The organism is Rivularia sp. PCC 7116, from assembly GCF_000316665.1.
Classification (GTDB): Bacteria; Cyanobacteriota; Cyanobacteriia; order Cyanobacteriales; family Nostocaceae; genus Rivularia.
The window spans coordinates 8,612,373-8,624,605 of the sequence record NC_019678.1; the positions used below are offsets into that span (position 1 = coordinate 8,612,373).

General features: G+C 38.3%; 10 protein-coding genes and 1 riboswitch. Of the genes, 7 read left to right on the top strand and 3 right to left on the bottom strand.

The window, feature by feature from the left end:
- The first annotated feature begins 55 nt into the window (after window positions 1–55).
- From dxs to RIV7116_RS33065, 4 genes are all read left to right on the top strand, one after another.
- Complete coding sequence (dxs, locus tag RIV7116_RS33050; protein WP_015122708.1) at window positions 56–1,966, top strand: 1-deoxy-D-xylulose-5-phosphate synthase; 1,911 nt, start codon at window positions 56–58, stop codon at window positions 1,964–1,966.
- Window positions 1,967–2,153: 187 nt separating this feature from the next.
- Complete coding sequence (mtnA, locus tag RIV7116_RS33055) at window positions 2,154–3,212, top strand: S-methyl-5-thioribose-1-phosphate isomerase (protein ID WP_015122709.1); 1,059 nt, start codon at window positions 2,154–2,156, stop codon at window positions 3,210–3,212.
- A 254-nt stretch (window positions 3,213–3,466) separates the two neighbouring features.
- Window positions 3,467–3,658: a hypothetical protein gene (locus RIV7116_RS33060; RefSeq protein WP_015122710.1), complete on the top strand. Its 192-nt coding sequence runs from the start codon at window positions 3,467–3,469 to the stop codon at window positions 3,656–3,658.
- On the top strand, window positions 3,645–4,040 hold the full coding sequence (locus RIV7116_RS33065) for a type II toxin-antitoxin system death-on-curing family toxin (RefSeq protein WP_015122711.1): 396 nt from the start codon (window positions 3,645–3,647) through the stop codon (window positions 4,038–4,040). The genes RIV7116_RS33060 and RIV7116_RS33065 overlap by 14 nt, the downstream gene beginning before the upstream one ends.
- A 38-nt stretch (window positions 4,041–4,078) precedes the next feature.
- Here the strand turns inward: RIV7116_RS33065 and RIV7116_RS33070 are convergent, their stop codons facing one another.
- Window positions 4,079–4,570, bottom strand: coding sequence for a TM2 domain-containing protein (locus RIV7116_RS33070; protein WP_015122712.1), 492 nt, complete (start codon window positions 4,568–4,570; stop codon window positions 4,079–4,081).
- Between the two features lie 341 nt (window positions 4,571–4,911).
- On the opposite strand from RIV7116_RS33070, the gene glp reads away from it, so the two are divergent.
- Together glp and RIV7116_RS33080 are read left to right on the top strand one after the other, a co-directional pair.
- On the top strand, window positions 4,912–6,144 hold the full coding sequence (gene glp / locus RIV7116_RS33075) for a gephyrin-like molybdotransferase Glp (RefSeq protein ID WP_015122713.1): 1,233 nt from the start codon (window positions 4,912–4,914) through the stop codon (window positions 6,142–6,144).
- Window positions 6,145–6,961: 817 nt separating this feature from the next.
- Window positions 6,962–7,051: riboswitch (Glutamine riboswitch) on the top strand.
- A 40-nt stretch (window positions 7,052–7,091) separates the two neighbouring features.
- Window positions 7,092–7,499: a DUF4278 domain-containing protein gene (locus tag RIV7116_RS33080; protein ID WP_015122714.1), complete on the top strand. Its 408-nt coding sequence runs from the start codon at window positions 7,092–7,094 to the stop codon at window positions 7,497–7,499.
- A gap of 98 nt (window positions 7,500–7,597) precedes the next feature.
- Here RIV7116_RS33080 and RIV7116_RS33085 read toward each other — a convergent pair whose 3' ends face one another.
- Entirely contained in the window at window positions 7,598–8,245 is a 648-nt protein-coding gene (locus RIV7116_RS33085) for an HAD family hydrolase (RefSeq protein WP_015122715.1), read from the bottom strand.
- 136 nt (window positions 8,246–8,381) lie between these two features.
- The gene (locus RIV7116_RS33090; protein ID WP_015122716.1) at window positions 8,382–9,572 is read right to left on the bottom strand and encodes an NAD(P)/FAD-dependent oxidoreductase; all 1,191 of its coding nucleotides are present in this window, start codon (window positions 9,570–9,572) and stop codon (window positions 8,382–8,384) included.
- A gap of 546 nt (window positions 9,573–10,118) precedes the next feature.
- Here RIV7116_RS33090 and RIV7116_RS33095 point away from each other — a divergent pair.
- Window positions 10,119–12,233 carry an AAA-like domain-containing protein gene (locus RIV7116_RS33095; RefSeq protein WP_015122717.1) on the top strand — a complete coding sequence of 705 codons (2,115 nt, stop codon included), beginning with the start codon at window positions 10,119–10,121 and terminating at the stop codon, window positions 12,231–12,233.

Consider the following 12,233-nt stretch of genomic DNA (forward strand, 5'->3'; position numbering starts at 1 on the left):
ATTCCCGTGGGACAATCAATATACAAATAATTGTAGAGAGGAAAACCCAGTAAATATGCACCTGAGTGAAATTACTCATCCAAATCAGTTGCACGGGTTATCGATTCGGCAACTAGAGCAGATTGGCCGTCAAATTCGAGACAAGCATTTACAAACGGTAGCTGCTACCGGCGGACACCTTGGACCTGGGTTGGGTGTTGTAGAGTTAACATTGGGGCTTTACCAAACCCTGGATTTAGATAGAGATAAAGTTATTTGGGATGTGGGGCACCAAGCATATCCTCATAAATTGATTACAGGACGCTATAATCATTTCCACACCTTACGACAGAAGGATGGAGTAGCGGGATATTTAAAGCGCTGCGAAAATAAATTCGACCATTTCGGTGCGGGACATGCTTCTACTAGCATTTCGGCGGGGCTAGGAATGGCGATCGCCCGAGATCGAAAGGGTGAAAATTTTAAAGTTGCTGCTATTATCGGCGATGGCGCATTAACTGGTGGTATGGCTTTGGAAGCTATCAACCATGCCGGACATTTGCCCAATACTAATTTATTAGTTGTCCTCAATGACAACGAAATGTCAATATCTCCTAACGTTGGTGCCATCCCCCGCTATCTAAATAAAATGCGGTTGTCTCCACCGATGCAGTTCATCAAAGATAATTTTGAGGAACAAGTTAAGCAGCTTCCTTTTGTTGGCGGGGATTCTATACCACCCGAACTCGAACGCATCAAAGAAGGAATGAAGCGGTTAGCAGTTCCCAAAGTAGGTGCGGTGTTTGAAGAGCTCGGTTTTACCTATATGGGACCTATTGACGGTCATAATTTAGAAGATTTGATTGCTACTTTTAAGCAAGCACATAAAATTCCGGGACCTGTTTTAGTTCATGTAGCAACTACTAAAGGTAAAGGGTATGATATCGCTGAAAAAGATAAAGTCGGCTATCACGCTCAAAGTCCGTTTAATTTAACAACTGGTAAGGCGATCCCTTCGAGTAAACCAAAGCCGCCGAAGTACTCGAAAGTTTTTGCTCATACTTTAGTCAAACTTGCCGAGCAGAACCCGAAAATAATTGGTATTACTGCTGCAATGGCTACGGGTACTTGTTTGGATAAACTGCAAGCAAAACTACCCGATCAATATATAGATGTAGGAATTGCCGAGCAACATGCTGTAACCTTGGCTGCTGGATTAGCAACTCAAGGGATGCGTCCGGTTGCTGATATTTATTCTACATTTTTGCAACGCGGTTACGACCAAATCGTTCACGATGTTTGCATCCAAAATTTACCCGTTTTCTTCTGTTTAGATAGAGCCGGAATCGTTGGTAATGATGGCCCCACTCACCAGGGAATGTACGATATTGCTTATATGCGCTGCATTCCTAACATTGTGATGATGGCACCCAAAGATGAAGCCGAATTACAGCGAATGACAGTAACCGGAGTTAACTATACTAAAGGTCCCATTGCCATGCGTTTCCCTCGCGGTAACGGTTATGGTGTGCCTTTAATGGAAGAAGGTTGGGAACCTTTAGAAATTGGCAAAGGTGAAATTCTTCGTAACGGTGATGACGTGTTAATGATAGGCTACGGCTCTATGGTTAATTCTACGTTGCAAGCAGCGGAAATTCTCAGCGAACACGGTATTGAAGCCACTGTCATTAACGCTCGTTTCTGCAAACCTTTGGATACGGAACTAATGTTCCCCTTAGCAAAGAAAATAGGACGAGTAGTAACCTTAGAAGAAGGTTGTGTAATGGGTGGTTTTGGTTCGGCGGTTGCAGAAGCTCTAATCGATGCCGATATTTTGGTACCGATTAAGCGTTTCGGCGTACCGGATATTTTAGTGGATCACGCTACACCTGATGAAAGCAAAGCCGAATTAGGTTTAACAAGTCCTCAAATTGCTCAAAGAATTTTAAAGACTTTCTTCAGCAATCAACCATCTGCTGTAGTTTAATTACAATTAGTTGCAAGTGATAGAGGATTGGGCATTGGGGATTGGGGATTGGGGATTGGGCATTGGGAATTGAAAAGTATTTTTTTACCAATTACCAGTTACCAATTACCAGTTACCAGTTACCAATTACCAATTACCCATTCCCTATTACCCATCAACGAGTAATTAAATTCATTTATCACAAAATATGTCGCAAAACAATCCCGTATACCCTGTAATTTGGCATAACGATTTCGTTTATTTAATTGACCAAACTCGTTTACCCGCAGAGTATTCTTATGTAGAAATTCACCGCAGTGAAGATATGGCACAGGCAATTAAAACAATGATTGTTCGCGGTGCCCCGGCAATTGGAGTTGCTGCTGCATACGGCATGTATTTAGGAGCGCGGGAAATTGAAACGAGCGATCGCCATGAGTTCTTAACACGTTTGGAACAAGTGGCTCAAATGTTGCGCGAGACTCGCCCTACAGCAGTAAATTTGTTTTGGGCAATTTCACGAATTCTTAGAACAGCTTATGAATCAATAGGCACTGTCGAAGAAATCAGAAAGACTCTTTTAGAAACTGCTCAAACGATTAACGCTGAAGATTTACAAACTTGTCATAGAATTGGTGACAATGGCTTAAAAGCATTACCAGAAACACCAGAAAAATTAACTTTACTCACTCACTGTAATGCGGGTGCTTTAGCAACTGCGGGCTATGGTACCGCTTTGGGTATAGTGCGTTCGGCTTTCCGAGAAGGACGTTTAGAAACACTTTTTGCTGGGGAAACTCGCCCTAGATTGCAAGGTGCGAAATTAACAGCTTGGGAATGCGTGCAAGAAGGAATTCCCATAACTTTAATTACTGACAGTATGGCTGCACACTGCATGAAACAGAATTTAATTCATGCCGTAGTTGTGGGTGCTGACAGAATTGCTGCTAATGGTGATGCTGCAAATAAAATTGGTACTTACAGTTTGGCGTTGGTAGCTAAAGCTCATAACGTACCTTTCTTTGTTGCAGCACCTTTATCTACAGTTGATTTCTCCTTAGCTGATGGCAGTCAAATTCCGATTGAGGAACGCAATCCAGCCGAGATTTATCAAGTAGGTGAAACTATTCTGACTCCAGAAGGGGTTGATTTTTATAATCCTGCTTTTGATGTTACCCCAGCAGAATTAATTGCAGCCATTATTACCGAAGAAGGTGTGTTTGCACCTGGTGATTTAAAGAAATATCAAAATAAGCAAATGGCTTAGCGATTTATTTAGGTTTGAACTGCATCTACCTTATATCTTTAATTAATTTTTTATCATTTTACGTTTAGCTGCCAACAACTGAAACGAAATCTGTTGGCATCGTAATTACATTTTCTAACGCAGAGGAAGAATGAGGTAAGCGCTGAGATACGCAGAGTTTTTTAGTATATATTTAATAATTATTTTGCAAAAGGAAAAGATATGAAGGGAAAAGTATTAGGTTGTAAAATAAAAGTATAATTTCGGTTATAAACATGAATTTGAAAGAACAGATTATTCAAGAATTAGAACAAATACCAGAATCACAATTAAGCGAGTTGTTAGAAGTTGTACGTATTTTTAAAGACAAATATCAAGATACAGCAGATTGCAGCGAAGTTTGGAAAGCTTACTTAGCATCAAAACGAGAAAGAGAAGAGGTGTACCGTCGTCTTGCAGATTCCTAAATTTATTTCAGTATCCGAAGCAATAGAAATTCATTTAGATCAAATTGCAAGCTTTGGCGGTACTTCTGTTATTAGAGATGAAGGTTTATTAGAGTCGGCTTTAGCTCAACCGCAAGCAACATTTTCCGGAGAGTATTTACACGCAACAATTTACGAAAAAGCTGCTGCTTATCTATACCATATTGCCAAGAGTCATCCTTTTGTTGACGGTAATAAACGGACTGCTTTTGCGGTGATGGATACTTTTTTGAGGATAAATGGCTATATCTTAAATACGGATAATGAAGAAACTTATATTTTAGTATTAAAAGTCGCTGACGGAAGTTTTGCTAAAAAAGAAATTGCTCAATATCTTGAGCAAAATGTAATTAAATATATATGATATTTGAACATATCTAATCGGAGTTACACAAGTTGAATTTAAAGCAATTTATAAACTATAGCTCCTGAATCAGGAAGATTAGTAATTTCTATCAAACCATCTTTACACATTTGATCGAGAGTCTGCTTTACCTGTGCAGTTTCTTTACCAGTTGCAAGAACGCAATCTGAAAGGTTTATCATTCCTCCATTATTCTTAGCTGTTTGCAAAATTTGTATCGTATCCGAGACTTTTCTGTTATTAGTAGTTTTGGATGCATGACTTTTCCTACCGTCAACATTTATGGTAACTTGGGGATTGCCGTTATTATTTAGATTTTGATAACCGTATAGTGCCTGGTATTTTAAGTTTTCTTCATCCACCATATTTGGGATGGTAAACAAATCGATAATTTGTCCTATTCCAAAACAACCAAAAGTGAATAGATAGATAAAACCGCTTATATATCTTTTACAATAAAAACGTTGAGCGCCGAATATACTAAAAACAGATAAAAGCCATAAAATATAGGCTAAACCTTTACTTTTCATATTCAAAATACTGATAAATGTTATATGCTATTTTTACTTAAGTTTTATCGGTATGTGCTTGGGTGTTTACCCTTAAATTTTGCTGTATCAGTAGCGTTTACAGGACTTATATAATAATTTAATCTCTCTTTTACAATACTTGATTGAAATCAAAAATATAAAGTTTGGCTAATTACTTGCTATCTCTTGAAAGCTTCGATAGTTATTTGTGACCAATTAGCAATTACCAATTACCAGCCCTGACTGATATGATAACTTTTTAACCGAGCATTATATAACTTATCTCTTTGCATACAAGTTAATTCATAAATGAAATCGGACTGTTATAGGATTAATTGGCAATGTTATCAGTAAACGAAGCAGAAAATATTATCTTTAACTTAGTTAAACCCTTAAATAATCAAACAGATATAGAAACCGTCAATTTGTTAACAGCTACCGGAAGAGTTTTAGCTTCACCAGTTACTAGTCAAATCGATTTTCCTCACTGGGATAACTCAGCAATGGATGGTTATGCTGTAGTTTATCAAGATGTTCGAGAAGCTAATGAGGAAAAGCCAGCGGTTTTAAAACTTGTTGAGGATATCCCCGCAGGCTATCAACCTCAATCTAACATTCAATCGGGACAGGCTGCGCGGATTTTTACCGGTGCAGTAATGCCAAAAGGTGCCGATACGGTAGTCATGCAAGAAAATACCCGTCGCGAAGATGACAAGGTTTTCATTCTCAAAGCACCAGAATCTCAAGAATTTGTCAGACATCGTGCTGCTTATTACCAAGCGGGAACGGAATTATTGTCCGCAGGAATTCAGCTTAATGCTCCGGAAATAGCAGTTTTAGCTGCCGCTCAATGTACAAAGTTAAACGTTTTTCGTCGTCCCAGTGTAGCTATTTTATCTACTGGTGATGAACTAATAACGCCCGAACAAACTTTACAACCCGGACAAATTGTAGATTCAAATCAGTATGCTTTAGCTGCTTTAGTGAAACAATGCGGCGGTGAACCTTTGATTTTGGGAATTATCAAAGATGATAGAGAAGCAATCAAAAAGGCAATTGAAGAAGCGATCGCCAAAGCTGATATAGTACTTTCTTCCGGTGGTGTGTCGGTAGGAGATTACGATTATGTTGAAAAAATTCTCGAATCTCTCGGTGGAGAAATTAAAGTACGAGCCGTAGCAATGAAACCCGGTAAACCTCTTACCGTAGCAACTTTCAATATTCCTAATGCCCCGATATATTTCGGTTTACCAGGGAATCCAGTTTCAGCTTTGGTTAGTTATTGGCGTTTTGTGCAGCCAGTGATTAAAAAATGTTCCAGCATTGTGGAAGGTTGGCAACCTAAATTTATCAAAGCTCAAACTCGCAATAATTTAAATTCCAACGGTAAACGGGAAACTTATATTTGGGGAAAGTTAAATTTAGTTGATGGGGTTTATCAATTTAGTGCTGCTGCTGGTAGTAAAAGTTCTGGAAATTTGATTAATTTAGCTCAAACTAATGCTTTTGCTGTTTTGGAAGTTGGGAAGAAGTCGGTTAGCACTGGGGAAGAGGTAAAGGTTTTGCAAGTTTGATTTTGACTGTAGTACCAAATTTTTTCCACCAAATAGTTGATTTAGCCAACCACGAAATCTCAGATGTTCTGGTAGCTTTTGTATTTCTATTTACTGAAAACCAATATTAATGTAAAATTTTGGTTCTTTTTTTGTACATACTGTATATTGCGGTTTTTACTTCAGTGCAATACAAATATTACCTCACCCCGCCCTCCGGGTACCCCTCTCCTTAACAAGGCTACGGTGTACACACAAATCTGCCAGGGACTATAAGTCCCCTTCTAATAGCTAAAGTCGTCTAAAGACGACTGAAAAATTATGTACAAAATAAAACATCATAGTTATACCAATTCTGTATGAGGCTGCGCTAAAAGCCCTCACTCTAGAAGAGTGGGGCTAAACAAACGAAGCCCCTCTTCAGGGGCTAAATTAGGCGCATCTTTATAAAGAAATGGTATTAGTCCTATTTATAGGACTTCTGCTATTAGACAGGGACTTGCATTCCCTGGCGAGCAATGCTCTTAACTACTTGTGTGTACACCGTAGCCGATGACTTGGAGAAGGGATGGGGGTGAGGTGACGGAATGTATGGTACTCAACTGAGATTCCCTATATAGCAGTTTTCAGTTGAATAGAATACACGCCTCTACTGGCGGAAGGAGAAGGAAAGAGGTGAGGTTGCGAGTGTATGTGAATCAACTAAAAATCCTTATCCCTGCTGAATTAGGTGATATAACCTACTATTTACTTTTAAAATATAAAGAAAACATAAAACTTTGTTAAGCTACCCTGACTTTAAGAAAAAACAGTTACAATAAATACAGAAATATAATTTTTCGTTCATCTTTGTTTGCAGATAACAATATCTAGATAGTTAAATAGCTTATAAAGACGGAAGTAGGATTTAGAGCCGAAGGAACGCGCCTCGCTTTTAACCTTAGAGATACAAAGAGGCAAGGAATATTATGAAACTTATTTATCGCGGAATTAAGTACGAACACGCTCCTGCAACAGTTGAAGTAACTACCGCAGGAGTTTGTGGAAAATATCGGGGTGCAGAGTGGAAATGTCATTATTCTCAATACACTCCCGTAACTGATAATGCAGTAGAACTAAAGTATCGCGGTGTTAGTTATTATTCTGGGAATCCAGAAAAGGTAGAAGAATTAAAGAAGCGTAAAAAGTTAAATTTTATTTTTGGTAATAGCAATAAAATATCTTTTAGGAATCGAGTTAACGCAAATCAGTTAAATCAAACTCATCAACAAAATTTACTTCGTAATGTGCAGCGTCGTTTAGAAGTTGCCAAACGAAGAGGAGATGAAAACTTGATTCGTATACTACAAGACGAAGTAAATCAGCTATCTAATTAATAATTGAGAACTTTAAAACCCGGCTTTTTCACAAAACCGGGCTTTGATGTGAAATATTGTTGTTAACTGATAATTGTTAACTAATAACTGTTCACTGTTCACTGATTCCGATTTAACCAAATACCTCGAAGCCCAGCAGCTTTGGCTCCTTCGTAATCTTCCTTAAGACTATCGCCAATGTGCCATGCAGCTTCTGGTAAGCAATTGTGTTTTTCCAGGGCGATCGCAAATATTTTTTGGTTGGGTTTGGCTGCACCAGATTGAGTTGCGATAGTTATCGAGCCAAAGTAATCCCTTAATTCTAAAGCTTGTAAAACTGAATAAATTCGGGAATCGAAATTGGATAATATTCCTAATTCGATTCCTTTATTTTGCCAATTATTTAAAGCTTTGAGGACATCGGGATAAACAAACCAAGGATCTCCCGTGCCAAAGTGGATATAGACTTCGCTAAAGAAAGCCGAAAAGTCATCAAATTTATGCAAAACACCGGCTTGCTCAAAAGTGGTTTGAGTTATGCGATGCCACCATGCAAACTCGCGTTGTGGAATATCTTGTGATTGTGCTTTAGGAAAAACTGGGGGTGGTGAAGCTTTAAAACTCTGAAAAAAGGTTTGATTCAAAGTAGCCGGTGATATTTCCACGTCAAATTCTTGTGCAATTTGACTGTAAACATCACCAACACTACCTTTAATACCGAAGAGTGTTCCAACGGCATCTAAAAAAATGACTTTCGGCTGTTTCATCCACCTGTAACTCGGATTTTGGATTTTGGATTTTCGATTCTCAGTTAAGTATGGGGCATAGTTTAGAAGTGAAGAGTGAGGAATTTCTCCCCTTTTCTCCTTCTCTCCCCCTCTTATTGCACCCTACTCCCTATCTTCAAGAAAGTGCCTCTATAATAGGACGAGTTAACCAATTAAAACCAACTTTTAATTTATGTTCTAAAGTTGGTAGACGGTAAAGATAAGCAAGACGACGAGCAACAAATCCGAATGTTCCTTCCATTTTTAAGCCCAAGCCCGTAAGTGTGGCATTATCAACTCCCAATGACATAAATTCACCTAGATGTTGATAGCGGAAGGGAAGTAAAGGACGATTCGTAAGACTAGCCCAAATATTCCAACCGACATAATCGGCTTGTTGAAAAGCAGCTTGTGCAGTTGTCGGTATTTGCTTTCCTTCTGCATCAAAACTTTCTGCTAAGTCTCCTAAAGCGAAGATATCGGGATTATCTACTACCTGTAAAGTCGATGTAGTAGTAACTTGCCCTTGTTTGTTGTGTTTAATGGGAAGTTGCTCAACTAAAGGAGTAACTCGGGTACCTACAGTCCAAATTACCAAATCTACGGGAATTGTATCGACAACACCTTTGTATTCCAGAGAAATACTATCGGCAGCAATAGATTCCACCTTTGTTTCCAAATCAACCCAAACACCGCGTTCATCCAAAGCTTTTTTCGCAGCTTCACGATTGAACTCCGGAGAATTGCGGAGAATTCCATCAGCCATTTCCACTAATCGAAAACGTCCTCTTTCCCCGAGTCTGTCAGATAATTTGCAGGCTAATTCAACACCGCTATAGCCACCACCAACAATTGCAATTCTAATTTTATCTTTATCGGATTCTTCAAGAATCCGCAATTGTTCTTCCAAAGCGTAAGCATCATCAAGGCTGCGGAATGCATGAGCATAAGATGTCGCACCAGGTACCATATCCAAGGGCGTTTCTCCACCCATAGCTAATACTAAACGGTCGTAGGGAATTTCTGGGCCATTTAGTAACTCTACTCGTTTTTCTTCGGTATCAATTCCAGACACCGTTGCTTGATAAAAGCGTATACCAGTATTTTGCAGAAGTTCTTGATAGGTTGGGGCTATTTCCCAACTTTGCATTTCCCCAGTCAGCAGTTCGTAAAGAAGAGGGGAAAACAAAAAGCGGTCATTTTGGTCAACCAGAACAATTTCCGGTTTCTGGGACTCTTCCCAATTAAGTTTAACTAAACGTAAAGCAGTGTAAAGTCCACCAAAGCCACCACCAAGAATGCAGATTCGAGATTTTTGTTCGGTCATCGGTTTAATAGCAAAGCAAGAAGTAAGGGAGTACTTTAAGTGTAATTAGTTGTGCCTATGTTGTGCCATTAATCAACTATTTCGATATTCTCCTTGGTGGAGTTCTTGTTTGAGTAAGCTGTTGTAGAGCCGAATTTGATAAAACTAATGCTTCAAAATATTCCAAATTGAGCTAAAAATATTACTAGCACCTTTATATTAGTTTATGTATTTACCTAAGTTTTGGCTGATACTGTAGTTCAACAAAAATGATTCTGCAAGTAAGTCAGCAGAAAAAATATCACTATGTGAAAAAATGTAAATTTGCTTTAAACCCTTACTCGTACTGCCTACTGCTAACGACCTTTTCTAAGTTACGATTTTCAACGCCAACCTACTTATGCTCTCATATAACCTTTCAAAACAAGTAAATCAAAATAAAAAATAAATTCAGGCATCAAGAAGTGGTTGTATATTTTAATAATGTAAGTGGAAGCTTAACAAGCCAACAAGCGGAAGCGGTGCGTAAAAATTATGTTTGCTTTGGTGTTTTTAAATAAACTTTGAATGAATTACCAAGATTTTCAAATAATAGTTGATAAAAATAACCATATTCGAGCTTCCTCGGAACAAGGTGAAGTTTCGGGTGAATTACGCTGGGAAAAAAATCAAATTAATCTGACTTTACAATTAATTGACTCGGGACAAACAAATAGTGATTTGCTTAAAGCATTAGGAAGTCAACTTTACCAAGCACTTTTTCCCGATAAAATTAATGCTCGATTTCAAGCTACCATAGCAGCCGCACAAGTTAATCAAGAAAGCGTCCGCTTGCGTTTAATCTTTGAATCCCCTGAATTAGCATCTCTTCCTTGGGAATTTCTCTATGAAGAAGATACAAACATCTTTCTAGCAAACAACACTGAAACCGTTCTTTCTCGCTATATTGATGTTCCTCTACAACAACGCGATATCAAAGCGGCTGATTTACCCCTAAAAGTCTTATTAGTTATCTCGACTCCTACTGATTTAGCTGCATTAGATGTGGCTGAAGAGGAGAAACTTATTCGTGAAGCATTAGCAGAGCATATAGATGCTGGAAATATTGAGTTAGATGTATTGCAAGAAGCTACCAGACAAGAGATTCAGCAAAAGTTAAGGGAAAAGCCTTACAATATTTTCCATTTTATCGGTCACGGTGTCTTTGATAATAATCAAGGCTATATCGTGCTTGTAGATAAAGATGGTAAAGCCAAATATATGGATGATGAAAATTTTGCCAATTTCTTTTTAGGTAACAAAAATTTAGGTTTAGTTATTCTCAATTCCTGTCAAGGTGCAGTAGTCGCTTCAAATCAAGCGATGAGAGGTACAGCACCAAATCTTGTTCGTCGTGGAATACCCGCAGTAGTAGCGATGCAATATTCCATTTTCGATAATACAGCTAAACTTTTCGCAGACGAGTTTTATCGCACTCTAGCGCTAGGTTATCCCGTAGATGCAGCTATTCAATCAACACGGAATGCGATCTCTATGGAAGTCGGACTTGATAAGCGGGATTTTGCCACACCAGTGCTTTATATGCGAGCCAAAGATGGAATCATCTTGGATGTTAAAAAAAAAACTGACGAACCTATAATTCCTATAGTTAATAATAATTTTATACAGTCACTGGAATATCCTGATGGTTCTGTACCCCTTGACTCCCCTTTTTATTTAGAAAGGAATGGAATTGAGTCTCTTTGTTCTCAAACCCTAGAGCAACCCGCTTCCTTAATTCGGATTAAAGCACCAAAATTAATGGGCAAAACTTCTTTATTAAGACGAATTATTTCTACCGGAATCAAGCAGAATTATCAAGGAGTGTATTTAGATTTTGGTGGAGTAAATAAAGAAGTAATTACGAATCTAGATAAATTTCTTCGCTGGTTATGTTGCACGGTTTCTTTAGAGCTTGAACTTGACGATAGAGTTGAGAATAACTGGAATACTTCACTTTTAGGCAGCAACGATAACTGCACGGCTTATTTTAAAAAGCACATATTAAAACCAATAAATTCTCCTTTAATACTAGTCTTAGATGAAGTAGATAGATTATTTCCCTATAGTGAAGTTTTAGAAGATTTCTTCGGAATGTTGCGCTCTTGGCATGAAAAAGGCAAAACTGAGGAAATCTGGAAACAATTGCGGTTAGTGTTAGCTCATTCTACAGAAGTTTATATCCCCTTAGATTACCATCAATCACCTTTTAATGCTGGTTTACCTGTTGAATTAGAAGAATTTAATCAGCAGCAGGTAGAAGAATTAGCGACAAAACATGGCATTGATTCCCAGGATAGTATGCTCCCGGAATTAAGGAGAATGGTAGGAGGGCATCCCTATTTGTTGCGTTTAGCAATGTATGATGTAGCGATCGCCAAGACAACCTTGCAAGATTTGTTACAGTCGGCTACAACAGAAGCTGGTATTTATCGCAATCACCTAAGTTATTTATTAGATATATTACGTACAGCACCGGATTTAGTACAAGCTTTGCAACGAGTAGTTAACTCAACTGCGGGAGTAGAGTTAGATTCTATAGAAATTTATAAATTACACAGTTTAGGGCTGGTGATTCGTCAAAATAATCACGTCTTACCCCGCTGTCAATTATATCGCGACTATTTTCGTCGTGTATCTTAA